The organism is Gilliamella sp. Choc6-1 (genome assembly GCF_001690385.1).
In the GTDB taxonomy this organism is placed as follows: domain Bacteria; phylum Pseudomonadota; class Gammaproteobacteria; order Enterobacterales; family Orbaceae; genus Gilliamella; species Gilliamella apicola_A.
The window spans coordinates 90,387-111,261 of the sequence record NZ_LZHI01000013.1 but is presented as its reverse complement, the minus strand read 5'-3'; the positions used below and the strand labels follow the sequence as shown (position 1 = coordinate 111,261).

18 protein-coding genes are annotated in these 20,875 nt (G+C 33.3%); 12 read left to right on the top strand and 6 right to left on the bottom strand.

The features are described 5' to 3' along the window. Positions 1 to 276 precede the first annotated feature (276 nt). Positions 277 to 1,134: a carboxylate/amino acid/amine transporter gene (locus A9G36_RS01620; protein ID WP_065569166.1), complete on the top strand. Its 858-nt coding sequence runs from the start codon at positions 277 to 279 to the stop codon at positions 1,132 to 1,134. Positions 1,135 to 1,147: 13 nt separating this feature from the next. Here the strand turns inward: A9G36_RS01620 and A9G36_RS01615 are convergent, their stop codons facing one another. Then, positions 1,148 to 2,101 (bottom strand): AEC family transporter, encoded by a 954-nt coding sequence (locus A9G36_RS01615; RefSeq protein WP_065569167.1) that lies wholly within the window; start codon positions 2,099 to 2,101, stop codon positions 1,148 to 1,150. Between the two features lie 10 nt (positions 2,102 to 2,111). Next, on the bottom strand, positions 2,112 to 2,885 hold the full coding sequence (yaaA, locus tag A9G36_RS01610; RefSeq protein WP_034945779.1) for a peroxide stress protein YaaA: 774 nt from the start codon (positions 2,883 to 2,885) through the stop codon (positions 2,112 to 2,114). A 76-nt stretch (positions 2,886 to 2,961) separates the two neighbouring features. Between yaaA and A9G36_RS01605 the strand changes: the two genes are divergently transcribed. The 3 genes from A9G36_RS01605 (at position 2,962) to rnz (ending at position 4,758) form a co-directional block, all read left to right on the top strand. After that, complete coding sequence (locus A9G36_RS01605) at positions 2,962 to 3,189, top strand: YccJ family protein (protein WP_034945764.1); 228 nt, start codon at positions 2,962 to 2,964, stop codon at positions 3,187 to 3,189. A gap of 109 nt (positions 3,190 to 3,298) precedes the next feature. Beyond that, complete coding sequence (locus tag A9G36_RS01600) at positions 3,299 to 3,742, top strand: lysozyme inhibitor LprI family protein (RefSeq protein ID WP_034945745.1); 444 nt, start codon at positions 3,299 to 3,301, stop codon at positions 3,740 to 3,742. A gap of 98 nt (positions 3,743 to 3,840) precedes the next feature. After that, positions 3,841 to 4,758 (top strand): ribonuclease Z, encoded by a 918-nt coding sequence (rnz, locus tag A9G36_RS01595; RefSeq protein WP_065585306.1) that lies wholly within the window; start codon positions 3,841 to 3,843, stop codon positions 4,756 to 4,758. Positions 4,759 to 4,802: 44 nt separating this feature from the next. Here rnz and argE read toward each other — a convergent pair whose 3' ends face one another. Beyond that, positions 4,803 to 5,960 (bottom strand): acetylornithine deacetylase, encoded by a 1,158-nt coding sequence (gene argE, locus A9G36_RS01590; protein WP_034946217.1) that lies wholly within the window; start codon positions 5,958 to 5,960, stop codon positions 4,803 to 4,805. 262 nt (positions 5,961 to 6,222) lie between these two features. On the opposite strand from argE, the gene A9G36_RS01585 reads away from it, so the two are divergent. The 4 genes from A9G36_RS01585 to A9G36_RS01570 all read left to right on the top strand — a co-directional run bounded on the left by A9G36_RS01585 (position 6,223) and on the right by A9G36_RS01570 (position 14,067). Further along, positions 6,223 to 7,296, top strand: coding sequence for an HlyD family secretion protein (locus tag A9G36_RS01585; protein ID WP_065569169.1), 1,074 nt, complete (start codon positions 6,223 to 6,225; stop codon positions 7,294 to 7,296). Positions 7,297 to 7,309: 13 nt separating this feature from the next. After that, on the top strand, positions 7,310 to 10,114 hold the full coding sequence (gene rbbA, locus A9G36_RS01580) for a ribosome-associated ATPase/putative transporter RbbA (RefSeq protein WP_065569170.1): 2,805 nt from the start codon (positions 7,310 to 7,312) through the stop codon (positions 10,112 to 10,114). 5 nt (positions 10,115 to 10,119) lie between these two features. Continuing rightward, positions 10,120 to 11,250, top strand: a complete 1,131-nt coding sequence (locus A9G36_RS01575) for an ABC transporter permease (RefSeq protein WP_034945691.1) — start codon at positions 10,120 to 10,122, stop codon at positions 11,248 to 11,250. 1,833 nt (positions 11,251 to 13,083) lie between these two features. Beyond that, complete coding sequence (locus A9G36_RS01570) at positions 13,084 to 14,067, top strand: AEC family transporter (protein WP_034945687.1); 984 nt, start codon at positions 13,084 to 13,086, stop codon at positions 14,065 to 14,067. A 253-nt stretch (positions 14,068 to 14,320) separates the two neighbouring features. Here the strand turns inward: A9G36_RS01570 and cmoB are convergent, their stop codons facing one another. Next, entirely contained in the window at positions 14,321 to 15,292 is a 972-nt protein-coding gene (cmoB, locus tag A9G36_RS01565) for a tRNA 5-methoxyuridine(34)/uridine 5-oxyacetic acid(34) synthase CmoB (protein WP_065569171.1), read from the bottom strand. A 36-nt stretch (positions 15,293 to 15,328) separates the two neighbouring features. Continuing rightward, positions 15,329 to 16,060, bottom strand: coding sequence for a carboxy-S-adenosyl-L-methionine synthase CmoA (gene cmoA, locus A9G36_RS01560; RefSeq protein WP_065569172.1), 732 nt, complete (start codon positions 16,058 to 16,060; stop codon positions 15,329 to 15,331). 72 nt (positions 16,061 to 16,132) lie between these two features. Between cmoA and A9G36_RS01555 the strand changes: the two genes are divergently transcribed. Together A9G36_RS01555 and rnd are read left to right on the top strand one after the other, a co-directional pair. Continuing rightward, positions 16,133 to 17,275 (top strand): metallophosphoesterase, encoded by a 1,143-nt coding sequence (locus A9G36_RS01555; protein ID WP_034945678.1) that lies wholly within the window; start codon positions 16,133 to 16,135, stop codon positions 17,273 to 17,275. A 9-nt stretch (positions 17,276 to 17,284) separates the two neighbouring features. Beyond that, complete coding sequence (gene rnd, locus A9G36_RS01550) at positions 17,285 to 18,367, top strand: ribonuclease D (protein WP_065574000.1); 1,083 nt, start codon at positions 17,285 to 17,287, stop codon at positions 18,365 to 18,367. A 27-nt stretch (positions 18,368 to 18,394) separates the two neighbouring features. Here rnd and A9G36_RS01545 read toward each other — a convergent pair whose 3' ends face one another. Continuing rightward, a complete protein-coding gene (locus A9G36_RS01545; RefSeq protein WP_034945673.1) occupies positions 18,395 to 19,087 on the bottom strand; it encodes a 5'-methylthioadenosine/adenosylhomocysteine nucleosidase in 693 nt (230 codons plus the stop codon). 100 nt (positions 19,088 to 19,187) lie between these two features. Here A9G36_RS01545 and A9G36_RS01540 point away from each other — a divergent pair, with 100 nt between their 5' ends. Together A9G36_RS01540 and A9G36_RS01535 are read left to right on the top strand one after the other, a co-directional pair. Continuing rightward, positions 19,188 to 19,958: an SDR family oxidoreductase gene (locus tag A9G36_RS01540; protein ID WP_034945672.1), complete on the top strand. Its 771-nt coding sequence runs from the start codon at positions 19,188 to 19,190 to the stop codon at positions 19,956 to 19,958. A 27-nt stretch (positions 19,959 to 19,985) separates the two neighbouring features. Beyond that, positions 19,986 to 20,855, top strand: coding sequence for a co-chaperone YbbN (locus tag A9G36_RS01535; RefSeq protein WP_034945671.1), 870 nt, complete (start codon positions 19,986 to 19,988; stop codon positions 20,853 to 20,855). Positions 20,856 to 20,875: the final 20 nt, after the last annotated feature.

Below are 20,875 nucleotides of genomic sequence, written 5' to 3'. Positions count from 1 at the left end.
ATACATTGAGTTATTTAATAAGGTTTACACAAAAGTGGGACTGTGGAGTAAATAAGAAAAATTCAGCTAATTTTTAAGTTATTAGTATAGAGAAATGAAGAAATAAATATTATTAAAATCGCTAAATATTAATCTCAGATCTAATTTTAATTATTAATTGCTTCAATAATTTTATTGATATTCGTACTAAGATAAGTTTGAGTATATATAAAGTTTACAAGTGTTATATCAATTGATACGATGCAAACTATTTATCATTCTTTATATTAATTAACGATGTTTTATCTTATCTTTGTGACCATTGTTTGGTCATTCTCGTTTAGTTTTATTGGCGTTTATCTAAGTGGGCAGGTTGATACTTGGTTTGCAGTGGTTACGCGCGTTTTGTTAGCATTTATTACCTTTTTACCTTTTTTACGCTTTAAACATATTAAGCTTAAAACCACGTTTCTTTTAATGGGCGTTGGGGCTTGTCAATTGGGGATTATGTACTTTTTTTATTATAATTCCTTCCAATATATTTCAGTACCTGAAGTGCTGTTGTTTACTATTTTTACGCCAATTTATGTCACGGTTATTTATGATTTGTTACAACGTCACCCGTTAAGGTTTAGTTATCTTTTAACGGCAATAATAGCAGTTATTGGTGCCGCTATCATTCGTTATGATCATATTAGCTCAAACTTTATTATTGGCTTTTTATTAATTCAAGGAGCTAATATTGTTTTTGCCTTAGGGCAGGTTGGTTATAAAAGAATTATGGAAATGTACCCAATGCCCCAACATCAGGCTTTTGCTTGGGTTTACTTTGGGGCGGTAATTGTGGCCACATTAGGGTGGTTACTTTTTGGCGATGTATCAAAATTACCTACATCTAATTTACAGTGGGGCATTCTTATTTGGCTTGGGGTGATTGCATCTGGTGTTTGTTATTTTTTATGGAACTATGGCGCAACAAAAGTCGATTCTGGCACGTTGGCTATTATGAATAATGTGGTGATTCCAACAGGAATTTTAGTGAATGTGGTGATTTGGCATCAATCGCTCGATTGGCTACGCTTTATATTAGGTAGTGTAGTTATTGTGTTGGCACTCTTGCTACACTACAAAGTTAAAAACCGCTCATTATATTAAGAATAATAAGTAGTTAAGGTAAATGTGTCATAATCGATAAAATCAATGGCGTTGTGATTGAAGACAGTGCCGTTGATATTAACAAGCTTGAAGCTATAGGACCTTGTAACACTTCAAATTGCCTTGCCATCATATAACAATTTATTGCAATTGATACCGAACTGAGTAAGACCAACACTTGTAATTCTAAAGTTGGCAGCCCTAAGAGTTTGCCCATAATATAGGTAACAATCGGTAATACGGCTAATTTTAAAATACAGATAGAAGCAGTAATGAGTAATTTGTCGCGAATTTTATATTCAGAAAGTCCCATACCTAAAACAATGAGCGACAGTGGCGCTGTCATATCACTGACCATTTTGGCTGATTTATCGATAAAGTTAGGCATAGGTAGACCAATAAAATTCACAGCAATGCCTGTAAAAATACCAATAATTATCGGATTTTTAGAGACATTTTTAAATGCTTTAATAAACCCTTTGCCTGAAAATTTACCCATTTGTACAAATTCGATCGAAACTGTCGCTAATGTCCATAAAATTAAAGCATTAAAGATAACGATTATTGCCACAATAGGAATGGCTTCATCGCCAAGTAACGTTTTGATAATAGGAATGCCGACAAATACAGTATTAGTATAGATTCCTCCCATGGCAAATAGGGTACTTTGCGAACCATTTAATTTCAATAATTTTGAGGCAATCAAACACCCTATTGTAAAAACAATAAAAGATCCACCAAAAAAAACCAATAATAAGTTTATATCGATTTGTAAGTGTTCAGAAAAATGGCTCATAATCTGAAATAGCATAATCGGAAAGGCAATATAAAAGGTAAATTTGGTTAAACTGTCAGTTATTGTTTTTGACCAACGACCAATTTTTACGGCTAAATATCCTAATAGAATTAAGATAAATAAGGGCAAGGTAGATAAAAACTGTGCCCATAATGTAGTAAGAAATTCCATATCTGTTATTTTACTGGTGATTACGAGTGAAGTACCATTCTAAATCAGTTGAGCGCTTAGAATCAAATTGATAGCCTTCAAGATTAAAGCTTTTAATATCCTGATAATTGTCAATGCTGTTTTTTATAATAAAACGACTCATGAGTCCACGTGCTTTTTTAGCATAAAAACTAATGACTTTATAGGTATCTTTGCTTTGATCTAAAAAGATAGGTTGAATTATAGTTGCATTTAATTGTTTGGGTTTGATCGCTTTGAAATATTCGTTTGAGGCTAAATTGATTAATGTGCGATGTGATGATTTGGCTAGTTCATTATTAAGATATTCAGTTAATTTATCGCCCCAAAATTGATAAAGATTAGTATTATTACCATTTTTTAAGCGGATCCCCATTTCTAACCGATAAGGCTGAATTAGATCAAGTGGTCTTAAAATGCCATAAAGACCAGATAATATTCTTAAATGAGATTGTGCAAATTTTAGATCTTTATCAGTAAAATCTTCAACATATAATCCTTCATAAACATCGCCTTTAAATGCAAGTATAGCTTGTTTTGAATTTTCAATGTTAAAATCACTATGCCAATTTTGGAAGCGTTCATAGTTAAGTTTGGCTAAATTTGAACTAATGGACATTAATTGAGTTAAATCAGATACTGTCAACTTTTTACAATATTCGATGAGATCTTTAGATGCTTGTATAAATTGTGGTAAAGTATGCTGTGTTGTAATTGGAGGATTTTGGTAATCAAGTGTTTTAGCTGGTGAAATAATTGTTAGCATAAAAACATAGACCTATTGTAATTTACATCAATAGAGGGTATTTTACACTTAATCTTACAAAATAAGGAATCATAATATGAATTCAAGTAAAAAAGATATACATAATATCCACGCTTGGGCAAATCTTCGAGAAACTTCAATAGAAATTGCCGAAGCTATTTTTGAATTAGCCAATTATGACGAAACATTAGCTGAACAGATCTGGTCAGAAGGCAACGATGAAGTTTTACCACTAGCCTTTTCCAAAACTAAAGCAGATAAATTATTTTGGGGTGAACAGACTATTGAGCGTAAGAATATTTAGCATTTTAAGCCCATGCGTTAACAAATTATTGTTTAATTAAGTTAGGCATGGGCTCTATTTTATGAAGTTTAATAATGTATAATAATGATTTTTCAAAAAAGGATAAGAAATGAAAAGTATAAAGCTAATTGGTTTTTTGCTAATAGCTTATATGCCATTTTTAGCCTTTGTTGCCCCAGCGGCCCCTGTTCAAAATGAACGTGATTTACGAGCAGAATGTGGTATTTTTTCTCAAGCAGAAATGCGTGATTGCTTAAAGAAAAAAGTTATAGGTAGTCAGAAAGCCTTGCGCCAAGCAGAAGAAAAAATGGCAAATTCTCTTTCAAATTTGAAAGAAGATCGTAAATATATTCATCAGGTAAAAGTACAACTTACTGCATCAAGCCGGGATTTTGTGAAGTATCGAGATTCCCAATGTGCATTTGCTTCATCTTTAAGAGGAGGAGGCATAGGTAATACAGCTGAAATAAGTCGATTAGCCTGTATTACTGAGCTGAATAATCGACGAGCAGAACAACTACGAAATGCGTTGTCAGATATGTCCTTGAAGTAAAGCTGTCAAAGATCACTTAGAAATTTTACTTAAAATAGCTTGTTTAATTAGATAGATAAACTAATTTGAAAATATAAAGGTTTATAAAATATATTAGCATGAAAATTACTTTTTTAGGTACTAGTGCAGGTTTGCCTACTACTGAGCGTAATGTCAGTAGTATTATACTTGATCTTAGACAAGAGAAGGGGAAATTATGGTTGTTTGATTGTGGTGAAGCAACGCAAATTCAAATGCAAAAAGCTAAGTTTAGTCTTTCAAAACTCGAAATTATTTTTTTTACCCACTTACATGGTGATCACCTTTTTGGATTGCCTGGCGTTTTAACTTCCCGTTCTTTAATGCAAAACCAATCACCGCTAACATTAATTGCGCCTAAAGGCATTAAACAATTTATCGAAACTGTGATAGAAATTAGTTACTCTTGGCTAACTTATCCACTTAATATTATTGAACTAGAAGCAGATAGAACCGTATTTGAAGATGAGAAATTTTATGTTGAAGCCAAATTATTAAGACATCGTGTACCATGCTTTGGTTATCGCATAATTGAAAAAGATCGACCTGCAGCCTTAGATATTGATAAATTACGGCAAGATAATGTTAATATTGGCGCTTATTATGCTTTTTTAAAAGCAGGGAAAACAGTGACACTTGAAGATGGGCGAGTGATTGATGGTAGTAACTATCAAGGAGATATTAAAAAAGGCAAAAAGCTGGCTATTTTAGGTGATACAACACCTTGTGATGCCTCAATTGCATTGGCAAAAAATGTCGATGTGCTAGTTCATGAAGCAACGCAAGAAAAAGCGTTGGAGCAAAAAGCCATTGAGCGAGGACATTCCACCACTATACATGCTGCAAATATTGCCAAACAAGCTAATGCAAAAAAGCTTATTATGACTCATATAAGCCCTAGATACAGTTTAAATGACAATAAAAAGTTAGTTGATGAAGCAAAAGACGTTTTTGCTAATACAGAAATGGCTACCGATTTTGCAACTTTTTCCATTTAATAAAATTTCGCTGACATTATCATATCAGCGAATAAAAAAAGAGATTAAAGACAAAAATCTCTAATTAGCCTTTCTATAGTTGATTTTGTCGGTTTTAAAAACTCCATTGAAATAAATTCATCGGGTTGATGTGCTTGTTCAATAGATCCAGGTCCTAATACAATCGTTGGCGAAATTTGGTTTAGATAAGGTGCTTCGGTGCTATAGTTAACCGTTTCAGCATTATGATCTACCAATTTTTCAATATGTTTTAAGGCTGGGTGATCTTTTTTACATTCATAGCCTGGAATTGGAGCAACCTCATATTCAATAGCAATTCGATTTGGGTATTTATCCATGACGGGCTGTAATGCTTCACAAAGTGCATTATGAACTGAATCGACATTATTATCGGGTAATACACGAATATCAATGACAAGCTCACAACAACCACAGATACGGTTGGCTGCATCTCCACCATGGATAACGCCTAAATTTAGGGTAGGATAAGGTACACTGAAACCATCATTATGATATTGTTCTTTAAATTTTTGTTTTAATATTAACAAGCGTTCAATGACTAAATTCATGACTTCGATAGCATTAATACCTTTATCGGGATCGCTCGAATGCCCTGATTTGCCAATCACTTTTATCGAATTGGAGATAAAGCCCTTATGTGCACGGATTGGTATTAACGATGTTGGTTCCCCAATAATTGTGCAATCAGGTTGCAGTTGGGTATTTTTGGCAAAAAATGAAGCGCCTGCCATTGTGGTCTCTTCATCAGCAGTTGCCAAAACATAAATAGGGTTAGTGAGTTTTTTAAGATCAATATCACGCAGTGCATCTAAAATAAAAGCAAAAAAGCCTTTCATATCGGCAGAACCTAATCCATATAACTTATTGTTATCTTCAGTTAATTTAAAGGGATCTTTAGTCCATTGCCCTTCATCAAAAGGGACAGTATCAGTATGTCCACTTAACAATAAACCGCCTTTGGTTTTATTTTCGCTGTTTGAATAAGTAGCAAGCATATTATATTTATGACGAGTATTAGGAACTGGTTGAATATCAATAACAAAACCTAAATCTTCAAACCATGCAGCTAATTTGTTGATCAAAGGTTGATTAGAATAATCCATTTTTTCATTGGTAATATTGCTAATGGTTGGTGTTGAAATTAGTTCGTTATAAAGGGTTAAAAATGAAGGGAGAGCCATAAAATTACCTTTAAATGATCGAAGATATGCTTTTTTAAATGTTATAAGCATAACATTTGCCTTTTCATTTGCCTATCTCTTAATTTTATTGATTTAATTACACTATATTTAATCTTTTTTTAGCTTTTATTGCGTTTGTTTTATGAACGGATTTTATTTGTCATAAACATTTGATACTATTTAAACAATAAAGTTAAACAACCTATGACGATTTATTGTTGCGTTAAAATTTGTTATAAATTTTTTTAAAATAAGGTGTTATATGAAAAATATAAGCAGAAAATGGATTGTTATTGCAGTTGTTATTATAGCTATCATTTTTATTTTATGGCAAAAATTAAAAACTGATGGGTATGGTTCAGATTTTATTAGTGGCAACGGACGTATTGAAGCGACTGAAATCAATATTTCAGCTAAATTAGCTGGTAGAATAGAAAAAATTAATGTTGATGAGGGTGATTTTGTTAAAGCTGGTCAAGCTTTAGTTGTTATGCAAACTGATACCTTACAAGCACAACTTAATGAAGCTCAAGCTCAATATCGCCAAGCGGTTAGCAATGAAGCAAGTGCTAAAGCGCAAGTGGCATTAAAAATGAGTGATAAAGTTGCAGCACAAGCAGGTGTAAGCCAAAAGGAAAGTGACTTAGATATTGCCTCAAAACATCTACAACGAACTGCTGCCCTATATCAAAAAGGGGCAATATCTATTCAACAATTTGATGATGATACAGCTAAAGTAAACAATGCTAAAGCAGCATTAGATTCTGCCAAATCACAAGTTACTGCCGCTGATGCTGCAATTGCTGTGGCCCAAGCCGGTGTTGATAGCGCCACATCGGCAATCAATGTTGCAAGTGCTAATATTAGAAGAATTCAAGCTGATATCGATGATAGTACTTTAAATGCCCCTGTTGACGGTCGTATTCAATACCGAATTGCACAATTAGGCGAAGTTTTACCTTCAGGCGGAAAAGTATTAAATTTAGTTAATTTGTATGATGTTTATCTCACATTCTTTTTACCTGAAACAGTCGCAGGTAAAGTGGGTATTGGTGATGAAGTGAGATTGATTTTAGATGCACTACCAGATAAATCAATTTCTGCCAAAATATCGTTTGTATCAAGCGTTGCGCAATTTACTCCTAAAACAGTTGAAACTAAAGATGAGCGTCAGAAATTGATGTTTAGAGTAAAAGCGCAATTAAGCCCTGAATTATTAAAATGCTTTATTAATCAAGTAAAAACAGGCTTGCCGGGTGTGGCTTGGGTAAAACTTGATTCAAAAGCTCCGTGGCCGTCTGGCTTATCTGATGTTGCAAAATGTCCAACAAAATAATTAGGGATAGCATATGTCAGAATCCGACAATAAGGATTTAGCTTTATCAACCGAAGCTAAATCGCTCGACGATGCAGTGGTAAAAGTTAGTGATGTATCGCTGTATTATAAGAAGAACCTTGCTCTTGATAATATCACTTTAGCTATACCACCAAGATGTATGGTTGGATTGATAGGACCAGACGGTGTTGGAAAATCAAGTTTATTATCATTAATTGCTGGTGCGCATGTTATTCAAGATGGTTTAGTATATGTGCTTGATGGTGATATGAAAGATAAAATACACCGTAAAAATGTTTGCACACGTATTGCTTATATGCCGCAAGGATTGGGCAAAAACCTTTATCCTACTTTATCAGTTGAAGAAAATTTGCAATTTTTTGCTCGTCTGTTTGGTAATGATGCTGCTGAGCGTCGTCGCCGTATTGATGAATTAACGCATAGTACTGGGTTATACCCATTTTTATCAAGACCAGCAGGGCGACTATCTGGTGGTATGAAGCAAAAAGTTAGCTTATGTTCGGCTTTAATCCACGATCCTGATTTGTTAATTCTTGATGAACCTACAACTGGCGTAGATCCACTTTCAAGAGCTCAATTTTGGCAGTTAATTAACAAAATTCGTAAACAAAGACCACAAATGAGCGTGATTGTTGCAACAGCATATATGGACGAAGCACAAAATTTTGATTGGTTGGTGGCGATGTATGGCGGTAAGATTCTTGAAACTGGTACACCAAAATCCTTACTAGCTAAGACAGGAAAAGATAATTTAGATGATGCATTTATTCAGCTAATGCCAGAAAGCGCTAGACAAGGTTATCAAACTGTCGAAATTCCACCTTTAGATCTTAATAAAGATTTGCAAACAGCCATAGAAGCAAAAGATTTAACTAAACAGTTTGGTAATTTTATTGCAGTTGATCATGTTAATTTTTCAATTAAACAAGGTGAAATATTTGGTTTTTTAGGTTCAAATGGCTGCGGTAAATCAACCACCATGAAAATGTTAACGGGTTTATTACCGATTTCATCAGGAGAAGCATGGTTATTTGGTAAACCTGTTGACGCTAGTGATATTAACGTTAGGCGTCATTTGGGGTATATGTCTCAGGCATTTTCTTTATATAGTGAGTTAACGGTCAAACAAAATTTAGTTCTACATGCACGCCTGTTCGGTATTGAAGAAAGTAAAATACCTGCTCGCATTGAAGAATTACTGAGGCGTTTTGGTTTAGAACAAAACGCACAAGATTTGCCCGATAGTTTACCTTTAGGGGTAAAACAACGACTTTCATTGTCAGTTGCAGTTGTACATAATCCACAAATACTTATCCTTGATGAACCAACATCAGGCGTCGACCCCATTGCTCGTGATGACTTTTGGCGTTTAATTATTGAGCTTTCACGACAAGATAAAGTAACGGTATTTATCACAACTCACTTTATGAATGAAGCAGCAAGATGCGATAGAATATCGTTAATGCATGCTGGTAAAGTATTAGCTAGCGACACGCCTGATAATATCATCAGTTCAAAAAAGGCTAAAACATTAGAAGATGCTTTTATTCAATATCTTATTGATGCAGGTGCTGATGATAGTAATGAAGAAAAACAATCCACCGAAGTGACTCTAAAAACAACAACCAATAATTCCTCCCAAACAGCTTCACAAAATTTTCTCTTAAAAGGATTTAGTTTTACCCGTATGATAGGTTGTTTATGGCGTGAAACATTGGAATTATCTCGTGATCCATTGCGAGCCTTATTAGCGTTATTAGGAGCAGCAATTTTAATGTTGGTTATGGGGTATGGCATTACCATGGATGTTGAAGAATTACGCTTTGCGGTGCTTGACCGCGATCACACAGTAATTAGTGAAAATTACTCTCTTAACTTAGCTGGCTCTAAACGCTATTTTATTGAAAAAGCACCGATAACTGATTATAACAATATGGATGCTCGTTTACGCAGTAATAATATTGCATTAGCTATTGAAATTCCCCCCAATTTTGGTCGAGATATAAAGCGAGGTGATCCTGTTGATGTTGGTATTTGGATTGACGGAGCTATGCCAATGCGTGCTGAAACCATTAAAGGTTATGTCCAAGGCATGCACCTTAATTGGTTAAATGAAAAAATAAAAGAAACGACAGGAAAAGTACCCACAAGTTTAGCGAATATAGAAACTCGTTATCGTTATAATCCTGATATTAAAAGCTTACCTTCAATGGTACCAGCTATTATTCCAATTTTATTATTAATGATCCCTTCGATGCTTGCTGCGTTATCTGTTGTGCGTGAAAAAGAAATGGGATCAATCATCAATTTATATGTAACCCCAGTAACTAAAGCCGAATTTTTGTTAGGTAAACAAGTACCTTATATTATTATTTCCATGTTTAGCTTTTTATTATTGCTCGTTATGGCAATCACAATATTTGGTGTACCGATAAAAGGAAGTTTGTTTACTTTATGCCTTGCTGCTTTTACTTATTGCATTATTTCAACGGGGCTAGGTTTATTGGCTTCAACCATAACACGTAGCCAAATTGCGGTTATCTTTTTAACGTGTGTGGGCACTATGTTACCTGCGATTCAATTTTCTGGCTTACTTAATCCAGTTGCATCATTAGAAGGTGGAGGGCGTTACATTGGTGAAGTTTATCCAACTACCCACATGCTGATCATCGCAAGAGGTGTATTTAACAAAGCACTTGGCTTTATCGATTTGCATAATTCCATATTTGCTTTATTAATAACAATACCGATTGTGCTTGGTGCCAGTATTTTTCTTCTTAAAAAGCAGGAAGGGTAGATATTATGCAAAGTTTAATCAATATTTATCGTTTAGGCATAAAAGAGTTATGGGGATTATTACGTGACCCAATCATGCTACTATTAATCGCTTACTGCTTTACTTTTGACATCTATACTGCTGCAACCGCAACATCTGATTCATTGCATCATGCATCTATTGCAATTGTAGATGAAGATGATTCACCACTATCTAGGCAAATTATTGCGGCTTTTTATCCCCCAATGTTTAACAAGCCAGTTAAATTATTCTCGATGGATGATGTTGACCGTGGAATGGATACTGATAGCTACACGTTTGCCCTTAATATTCCACCTAATTTTCAACGTGATGTACTTAATAACCAAAGCCCTAAAATTCAACTTAATATTGATGCAACACGAATGGGGCAAGCTTTTGTAGGTAATGGTTATATTACTCAAATTATTACTGGCGAAGTGAGTGAATATGTAAACCGTTATAGCAATACAACAAATTTACCAGTTAATATTCAAGTTCACACAGTATTTAACCCAAATTTAACTCGTTCTTGGTTTGGTTCGGTAATGGAAATTATCAATATTGTAACAACATTATCGATAATCTTGACGGGTGCTGCTTTAATGAAAGAACGTGAACATGGCACAATTGACCATCTTCTTGCCATGCCAGTTACTCCCTTTGAAATTATGGTATCAAAAATTTGGTCAATGGGGCTTGTGGTATTAATATCAACTTGGATTGCCCTTTTGGTTGTTGTAAAAGGTTGGCTCAATGTTCCTATTGTTGGATCACTATCATTATTTCTTATCGGTGCGGCACTACATCTTTTTGTGACAACGTCACTTGGTATTTTTATGGCAACAATTGCAAAATCCACCGCTCAATTTGCAATGTTACTTATTTTAGTTTTACTGCCGCTACAAATGTTATCTGGCGGCAGTACTCCTAAAGAAAGCATGCCAGAAATCGTTCAAAATATTATGTTAATTGCTCCAACCACTCATTTTGTTGAATTAGGGCAGGCAATACTGTATCGCGGTGCCGGCATAGAGGTAGTTTGGACATCATTTGCTTGGTTATTGGCAATTGGTACCGTGTTCTTTTTAATTGCTTTAAAGCGTTTTCGCAGTTCAATTGTCAATATGGGATCGTAAGGAAATTAATAATAAAAACGACAAAGTACAGTATTTAAAATATTTGGATTTTGTACTTAAAAAATCACATTCTATAATTTAATTACTGTCCTAATTGCCACTCTATCTAAATTAATAGATCAATTTTATAATTATATGAAAAAATATTGACTGTTTAAAAAAATCGTATATTACCTTACACAAATTAGTTAATCACCATCATATTTTTATGCATGTATTGTAAGTTAACTTTTATGCATACAAGGAAACGAAAATTGATATGAAGGAGATATTTGCCAATACCCTTACTTCAATAGTTAGCAAAATTGCATATTAATCAATATTCTTTGTCAATTGATGTGTTGGAGTCTTCAACAAATATTTCAGTATTATTTCATACACAAAACCTATTGCCACAACAGAGTAAAATAAGTTGATTTAATGCGCTTGATAAAACTAAAACACTTTACGGTGTGATTACGGAATTTAATCTAGTGATCAAGACTATTAAATTGTGCTCGAACCAAGAATGGTATTACTTGACAACAATACCCAAGCTTAGCAAAGAGATAACCTAAATTGATCTAATCAAATTGGCGAGTACTTATTACAGGGGGGGGTATTCTCATGGATTAACAAATCGAAGCAATCAAAGTATTTTTACTTTCATGACGCTACGGTATGGCAATCTACTGGCTAATGAAAAAATCAAAGCGGTGGTTGATGAAAGAAAACAGATTATGCATTTACACGACTAACGAACTAATAAATAAAGAATGGTAGTCAAGTAAGCTTTATTTAAATAAAGGCTGTAAAGAAATTTTTATGACAAAGGAAAAAAAGCAGGACACTTGAAAAAAGTTAATGAAGGGTACTGGCGATAGAGGAACTTATTTAGATGTTCGAGCTTTTAGGCATAATAATATTGTGGTGCAAACGGCAAAAGCCAAGATAGATAAAAAACTATCGAAATTAAATAAGTTATTAATACCAGATTCAGATATCGTGTTTACCTAGGAAAATGAAGCTAGGTTTGTTGTGGGGGGCTAAACATGATGTGACCACATCGGTTGTTTCCTATGAGCAATCGTGTTGATCTCGCTGTTTTATATTATGAAGGATTAAAGTGCGATGAGGAGAAATAATAACAGCCAACTAATTGATGAAATTTATATTACCTATTTCACAATGCTCCATAAATAATTTACATTATATTAGATTTTTATTAATTAATTTAAAACATAATTCACAATAACTTGAATTATTTATTCACTGCTATATATATAATCACTAATAACGTTAATTTTAAGTATCAAAGTAAATGTATAAATTAGTCAGTTTGTTATCTTTAGTAGTGGTATTTTTTATGATCAAAGATATCGTATAAAAAAGTACCATTTAGATAAAATAGTTAACATATTGATTTTTACCATAATTTAACACTTATTCTTTTTGTTTAATTGACTATTGTTTTTTATAGATAAAATTTATTTTTTTGATTTTTATCAAATAAATTTTTTATGTTTTTTGCTTTTTTAAGTAAGTTAGTCTTTCTTGTTTTACACAAGGTTGAGAAGAATAAGTATAATATTTTCTAAGTGATGATATTTGACGTTTAAATATGCCAAGAGTTGTAATATTAATAATGTCTTTATTTAAATACGCTAAAAATCAAATAGCGTTAAGTTATCTCAAGTTTTAAACAAGGTGGAATGTAGTTTTGTAATTAATAGCGTATATTCGATTTTGTTACCCCTTATTTTTGCTCGGTCATAAATAGAAAATCTAGTCCAAAGTTACCGAATCGTTACCGAATTTGTATTTTAAGTAATATTATTTTAGGAGTTTTAAAAAATGAATCTAATCTGGTCAGCAGTTGGACAAGTAGTAAGTTCTTGTCTTCCGGTATTTTTATTAATTTTTCTTGGTTGGTTGTGTGTACAACAAAAGATATTTACGAAAGATTCTAAGAAATTATTGTCTGGACTTGTATCAAATTTTGTATTTCCAGCTTTACTTTTTGTACATACGTCACATGCCAAACCATCGGAAATATTTAATGGTATTTGGATGGTTACTTTTTTCTGCGCAATGTCTTTTTTGTGGATAATTTGTTTTTTAACTAATAAATACATCTTGCATAAAGAATTAAAATCAACAGCGATGAGCTCAATGTTATGTTGTTTCCCTAATATGGGGGGAATGGGAGTACCATTTTTAACTTTAATGTTAGGTGCATCTTCAACTATTTTTGTTGCGATAGCTAACTTTGTTGTGGCGTTATCATTGATTCCAATAACCATTTTCTTATTAGAGTTATGCGATACAAAAATATCTGGCGGTAAAGTAACTGCCGATATGGTATTAAGTGCTGTGAAAAGCTCACTAATGAAACCTATGTTTTTAGCCGTTATTCTGGGGTTAATTGTAAGTTCGACTAATGGTACTACTACTTGGTTACCAAAATTTGTCATGGATACTTTTGAAATTACATCAGGTGCTTGTAACTTTATATCATTACTTGCAGTTGGAGTTGGTATTTATGGTGTTAAATTGAATTTTTCCAGAGCATTGGTAATTAATATTTTGTTAAAAAGTTTTTTAACACCTGTGGTTGCGCTTTTCGCTGTATATCTTTTTGGAATAACAGGCAAAGATGCTGAAGCATTAGTTTTCTTATTGGCAATGCCTACTGCATCAACTGCGGTTATTTTGGCTTACAATTGGAATGTTGAACAAGAACATGCGTCAAGTATTTTCTTTGCTTCAACAGTGTTATCAATATTTATTCTGCCAACATTATTGCTTATTATGGAATTTACTATTCCTGGTGTGTAATAAAGATTTAAATATATCACCTTATTTGATTTTATTAGCTAACTAAGGCATTTTTCATTTATTTTTAATGGAATCTTTTATAAAAGATATCTGATATTTTAGGGATTATCTTTTTATTTCATCCTATAAAAAACGGGTTTTTAACCCGTTTTCTTTTTTGTGTACTTTTTATGTCTTGGGGCATTTAACAGCAATATTTTTACTTTGCTAAGCTCACTTTCTAAACTGTTTTTAATTATATTCTTTTCGTTGTTTATTTATTTCTAGCAATAAAAACCGCCCGCATTGGAGCAGGGTAGCCTTCAACTGTTTTGCTTGAATCATTAGGATCTAAAAAGTCAGCAAGTGAATCAGATGTCATCCATTCTGTTTTTCGTTGTTCATCCACGCTGGTTAGCGATATATCAACCATTTTGACATTCATAAAGCCACATTTCTGTAGCCAGTTAATCATTGTTGGTACTGACGGAATAAAATAAACATTACGCATTTGCGCATAACGTTCACCCGGCATAAATGCTTGATGTTCATTGCCGTCAATGACTAATGTTTCTAAAACCAATTGCCCACCTTCAACAAGTTGATCTTTCAATTGGAATAGGTGATCGAGTGGTGATCGTCTGTGATATAATACGCCCATTGAAAATACAGTATCAAAAGCATTAAGTTTAGGTAAGGCTTCAATACCAAGCGGTAAAAAGTGAGCACGTTGATCATTGCCTAATAGTTTGCGGATAGCTTCAAATTGACATAAATAAAGCGCCATAGGATCAATACCTATAGCCAGTTTAGCCCCAGCTCCTACCATTCTCCATAAATGATAACCACTGTTACAGCCAACATCTAATACTGTTTTTCCTTTTAAATTATCAATATGATTGATTAAACGTTCCCATTTCCAGTCTGAACGCCATTCGGTATCAACATGAATACCATATAAGTGAAAAGGTCCTTTACGCCATGGCATCATATTTTTGAGTAATTGGGTAATACGTTGTTGTTCACCAGTAGACAATGGCTCATCTGAATAGGTTGTTACACCGTGTAATAAGTCAATTTGATAAGGTTCAATAGAAGGTAAATGCTTAATGCTATTTAACCATTGGTTAAAACGATTGTCGATATTTTGTCGTTGCCAACTCGCAAGCTGAGCTGGTAATACTTCTAACCAGCTGCTAAGTTTACTTTTTGCTATAATCTGGTAAAAATCACCAAAATCAATCATTCTTGTTTCCTTATTCAATTACACTAAATTAAAACGTTATTTTATGGCAATGATAGAGCCAAAATTAAAACATTGGAACCAGGTATCTATGTGTTCAAAACCTGCATTATAAAGGCGTTCTTTGTGGGTATCTATCGTGTCAGTTAGCATGACGTTTTCTAACATATTTCGTTTTTGACTGATTTCAAGTTCGCTATAGCCATTTGCACGTTTGAAGTCGTGGTGCATATTGAACAATAATTCATTTATGGTGAGATCTGAAAAATTAAACTTTTCTGACAATACTAATATGCCATTTGGATTTAGCGCATTATAAATTTGAGTTAAAACATGTTGCCGATTTTCAGGACTTAAAAATTGTAACGTAAAATTGAGTACCACCATTGATGCATTTTGCATATTGATATTACAAATATCATCGCAAATAATATCTACAGGTGTTTTGGATTTATATGATTCTATATGGCGCTTACAACGTTCAACCATTGGTGGAGAATTATCAACAGCGATAATATGACAGTTATCTTGCGTAACATTACGACGAATAGACAATGTAGCTGCTCCAAGTGAACAGCCTAAATCATAAATAGTCGAATTGGGTTGTACAAACCGTTCGGCTAACATGCCAATCATTGAAATAATATTAGAATAGCCTGGAACGGATCGTTGAACCATGTCAGGAAATACTTCAGCTACTTTTTCATCAAAAGTCCAATCACCTAATTTATCGATAGGTGCAGAAAATAATTGATCTTTTTTAAAACCCATAGAAGTTATTGATACTATCAAAAAAATAATTCTGTTATGATAACACTTTTTATGTTTATTTGATGTGACTTTATGAATTTTGTAGTTGTTTTAACATGTTTGGTGTGTGTTTTTATTGCTGTTTATTTAGGAAAGCGTTTGCAATTTTGGTTAGATCTTAATTTAAGTGGTTTTTTTCTAATTGTCTATTGGCTAGGGATATTTGCGCTAGGTATCGCTTTTTTACTTTCTAAATTATTTATTAATTTTACCAGTTATTTTTCTCTGTTAGTTGCTTTGATTGTTTGTTTAGTTTACACCTCATTAATTTTTGATGCTATTTATTTGTTAAGTAAAAAAAAATTTAAACCCGATTTTATGTTGAGCTCTGTCTATCTTGGTTGTACTGCTGTGATTTTTATTTTCGGTAATCAAATGGCAACAAATTCAAAAATTGTTCATTATCAAGTTAAAATCAATAAACAAGCGAATGCGGATCATTTACGAATTGTTCAATTAAGTGATATTCATATTAACGAAATGACACGGCACAAGTTTATTCAACAAATGGTTAATAAAGTCAATGAGCTTAATGCAGATTTTATTGTTATTACAGGCGATACTATCGATAAAAAATTGAGTCCTTTCGTTAAAGATGAATTTAATCAGCAAATGAAAGAATTAAAATCTAAATATGGGACATATGTTATATTTGGCAATCATGAATACTTGGAAACTAAAGGTGAAAAGGATAAGGAGCAAAATCTTATCACAGCTTTTAAACAAGCCAACATGAATGTATTGAAAGATGATATTATCTATTTGAATGATTTAGGCATAACACTAATTGGTCGAGACGATTTTTCATCGTCATCATATGAGGTTACCCGTGCTTCACTTTCTGATCTGATGCTTTTTTCAGATACTTCTTCGCCAATTATTTTGCTTGATCACCAACCTAAGGATCTTGCTGAACCAGCTAATTTAGGCGTTGATTTGATGATTTCTGGTCATACACATGGTGGGCAGATTTTCCCCGTTAACTTTTTGGCTGATTTAATGTATAAAAATGCTTATGGTATGTATCAAGATATCCAGCACCACTTTACCAGTATTGTAAGTAATGGATATGGTTTTGGTAGTTTGCCAATTCGTTTTATGACTCGTTCTGAAATTGTGGTTATTGATGCGAGCTTCGATAAAAAAGTAGATAAATTAAAATATGAAACTAAATAGGAAGTGATTTTGACTTATCAATTTATTACTAATAATGAACAATTAGTGAATTATTGTTTAAAAATCAACAATAGTTCCGCTATAGCTTTAGATACTGAGTTTGTTAGAACTCGAACATTTTATCCGCATTTGGGATTATTACAGATTTTTAATGGTGAATTTGCGGCACTTATCGATCCCATTTCTATCACTGATTGGCAAGCTTTTGAAGCTATATTAAATGATCCTATGATTGAAAAATATTTTCATTCTTGCAGTGAAGATATTGAGGTTTTTTTGCATCATTTTAATTGTATTCCTTCCTCGATAATTGATAGTCAAATATTGGCTTCTTTTTTAGATAATCCGTTAAGTAGTGGTTATGCTAGTTTAGCTAAAAAATATTTAGGCGTTGATCTTGATAAAAGTGAAACTCGTACTGATTGGTTAAAACGTCCCCTTACCGAGAAACAATGCCAATATGCTATTAATGATGTGCTTTATCTTTTTCCATTAATGGAAAAATTGAAAATGCTATTAGCTGATCAAAATTGGTTAGATGCTGCTTACCAAGAATGCCAAATGGTGATTGCGCGTAAAAGTGAAGTGATGTCCCCTGATGATGCCTATTTAACTATTAAAAATAGTTGGCAATTAAAAGGCAAAAATTTAGGACAATTATTTAAAATTGCACGTTTCCGATACCAATTGGCAAAACAACAAGATATCGCTTTAAATTTTGTCATACATGAAGAGGTTTTGTGGAAGATTGCACGGTATTTGCCGTCATCATTAGCTGAACTAGATAAATTAGGAATGAAAGGAAAAGAAATTCGCTTATATGGGCAGAAAATTCTCGATATTTTATCCGAACCGATACCAGAGGTACCACCTATTCGTAGAATTAATACTTATCCCGATTTCAAGAAGATCTCGGATGAATTAAAAAAAGCGGCTCAAATGATTTCATCAAAAACAGGGCTTAATCAAGATTTACTGCTTTCGCGCCGATTAATTAATCAATATATTAAATGGAAAATTGATAAAAAAGGTGACGTACCAGAAATACTAACTGGTTGGCGTCAGCCCTTGTTTAGTGAATATTGTTTGTGATTTCAGTATGCTATTTTTTAAAATAGTTCAGGCTAGCTCGCTTAACATCGATTCAACAATTAAGGAAGACTGTTTTGCTGCGAGTTTTAAAAATGATTGGAAATCCATTGCAGATTCATTATCACCATTATCTGAAATTGCTCTTACTACTACAAACGGTACCTTAAATAGCCAGCAGACATGCCCAATTGCTGCGGCTTCCATTTCTACTGCTATGGCATTTGGAAAGGTTTGTTTGATTCGTTCTAATGTATCTTTACCATTAATAAATGTATCACCACTACCAATTGATCCTTCAACTGCATTAACACCTTGTTTTTTTATACATGATTTGGCTAATGATTGATATTGTTGGCTCGCTTCAAATACAACTGGGCAACCGGACATTTGTCCTGGTTTATAACCAAAAGCGGTTAAATCGACATCATGATAAAATACGTCTTTTGATACGATAATGTCACCAATATTGAGTTCGGTTGAAAGTCCTCCAGCTGAACCCGTATTAATAACGGCATCAACCTTGTAATTATTTAATAATAATGTTGTGCCTGAAGCTGCGGCTACTTTACCAATGCCTGATTGAAGTAGAACTATTTCACAACCAGCAATTTGCCCAAGGTGAAAATCGCAACCTAAATGGCGTTCAATTTGATAATGGGTAATTTTACTTTTTAATATAGCAACTTCTTCTTCCATTGCGGCAATAATAGCGATTTTCATACAATCCTCTTTCTTTTACTTACGGTAACTTCTATTTAGGTGTGATATCATAATTGCAGTAGATTAACTTGACAATATGTGAGTAAAACGGAGATAAAAATTGAAGACAATTTTTATTACTGGCTGTTCAAGCGGGATAGGACTTATTTCAGCCATTGCATTAAAAAAACGAGGTTATCGTGTTATTGCATCTTGTCGCAAGGCATCTGATCAGCAACATTTGATTGAACAAGGCTTTGAAACGGTATTACTTGATTTAGATGATTCTAATTCCGTTAAACAAGCTGCTAAGGAAGTATTAGCATTAACTGGTGGAAAATTATATGCGTTATTTAATAATGCGGGATTTGGTCTGTATGGGCGATTAAAAACAATTAGCCGAGAGCAGCTAGAATCGCAATTTTCAACTAATTTTTTTGGAGTACATCAGTTAACGCAGTTACTACTTCCTGCCATGCTTGAACAAAATGAAGGCCGTATTATTCAAACAAGTTCAATTGTCGGTATTGTTGCAACTCCTGGTAGAGGTGCTTATTCAGCAAGTAAGTATGCCTTAGAAGCTTGGTCTGACGTTTTGAGATTAGAATTAGCTGATACCAATGTCAAAGTTTGCTTAATTGAGCCAGGTCCGTTAAAAACTCATTTTTCACAAAATGTGAATCAAACGGAACAATCAAATATTATTAAAAATCCACCGATAGCTAAGCGATTTACGTTATCACCGGAAGCCATATTACCATGTTTATTTGATGCGTTAGAGCATTCAGCGCCTAAAATACGTTACAGGGTAACAAAGGTAACCAAGCTTGCTGCATTTGCTAAACGTTTGCTTCCTGATAAATTAATGGATAGAATTTTAATTAATAAATAATGAATCAAAATATTCTTAGGACACAATATGCAAAATCAATTTATTTTTGAAGTTAATCAACAAAACTTTCAAGAAGTTATAGAAGGTTCATCTAAATATCCCGTATTATTTTATTTTTGGTCTTCAAGAAGCCCAGATTATGAAGCTATGACACAAACATTAACAAAGCTTGCTAATAAACACCATGGGCAATTTATTTTAGCTAGTGTTAATTGTGATGAAGAGCAAATGTTAGCAGCACAATTTGGTTTACGTGCTATTCCTACTGTTTATTTATTTAAAGATGGTCAACCTATAGATGGCTTTCAAGGACCTCAATCTGAAGAAACCATTAAAGCTTTTTTAGAAAAAGTACTACCAAATGAAGATGAACTTAAATTAATTGAAGCTCAAAATTTATTTCATGAAGCTAAATATGAAGAAGCATTACCACTTTTACGTCAAGCTTGGAAATCACTTACCGATCATTTGGGGAAACCAAGAACAGATATTGCATTAATGTTAGTGAAATCACAAATTGAACTTAAACAGCTAAGTGAAGCAAAAGAAGTACTTGCAACTATTCCTCTACAAGATCAAGATTCAAGTTATCACGGATTACAAGCCGAAATTGAACTACTTGAACAAGCAGCTAACTCGCCTGAGTTACAGCAATTGCAATCAGAGTTTGCTCAACATCCTGATAATGTTGAACTAATGATTCAATTATCTTCACAATTAATGCATGTAGGACGTCATGAGGAAGCATTAGAGCTGTTATTTAAACCGCTGACAAAAGATCTTAACGCCGGTGATGGGCAAGTAAAGAAAACATTACTTGATTTACTAGCCGCATTAGGAACAAGTAATCCGTTGGCCAGCAGTTATCGACGTAAATTGTATACTTTATTATATTAAGATTTATGAAATTTAATAAA

Coding starts and splice junctions, on each gene's coding strand:
- A9G36_RS01620 (WP_065569166.1), top strand. CDS start 277: ATGTTTTATCTTATCTTTGTGACCATTGTTTGGTCATTCTCGTTTAGT.
- A9G36_RS01615 (WP_065569167.1), bottom strand. CDS start 2,101: ATGGAATTTCTTACTACATTATGGGCACAGTTTTTATCTACCTTGCCC.
- yaaA (WP_034945779.1), bottom strand. CDS start 2,885: ATGCTAACAATTATTTCACCAGCTAAAACACTTGATTACCAAAATCCT.
- A9G36_RS01605 (WP_034945764.1), top strand. CDS start 2,962: ATGAATTCAAGTAAAAAAGATATACATAATATCCACGCTTGGGCAAAT.
- A9G36_RS01600 (WP_034945745.1), top strand. CDS start 3,299: ATGAAAAGTATAAAGCTAATTGGTTTTTTGCTAATAGCTTATATGCCA.
- rnz (WP_065585306.1), top strand. CDS start 3,841: ATGAAAATTACTTTTTTAGGTACTAGTGCAGGTTTGCCTACTACTGAG.
- argE (WP_034946217.1), bottom strand. CDS start 5,960: ATGGCTCTCCCTTCATTTTTAACCCTTTATAACGAACTAATTTCAACA.
- A9G36_RS01585 (WP_065569169.1), top strand. CDS start 6,223: ATGAAAAATATAAGCAGAAAATGGATTGTTATTGCAGTTGTTATTATA.
- rbbA (WP_065569170.1), top strand. CDS start 7,310: ATGTCAGAATCCGACAATAAGGATTTAGCTTTATCAACCGAAGCTAAA.
- A9G36_RS01575 (WP_034945691.1), top strand. CDS start 10,120: ATGCAAAGTTTAATCAATATTTATCGTTTAGGCATAAAAGAGTTATGG.
- A9G36_RS01570 (WP_034945687.1), top strand. CDS start 13,084: ATGAATCTAATCTGGTCAGCAGTTGGACAAGTAGTAAGTTCTTGTCTT.
- cmoB (WP_065569171.1), bottom strand. CDS start 15,292: ATGATTGATTTTGGTGATTTTTACCAGATTATAGCAAAAAGTAAACTT.
- cmoA (WP_065569172.1), bottom strand. CDS start 16,060: ATGGGTTTTAAAAAAGATCAATTATTTTCTGCACCTATCGATAAATTA.
- A9G36_RS01555 (WP_034945678.1), top strand. CDS start 16,133: ATGAATTTTGTAGTTGTTTTAACATGTTTGGTGTGTGTTTTTATTGCT.
- A9G36_RS01545 (WP_034945673.1), bottom strand. CDS start 19,087: ATGAAAATCGCTATTATTGCCGCAATGGAAGAAGAAGTTGCTATATTA.
- A9G36_RS01535 (WP_034945671.1), top strand. CDS start 19,986: ATGCAAAATCAATTTATTTTTGAAGTTAATCAACAAAACTTTCAAGAA.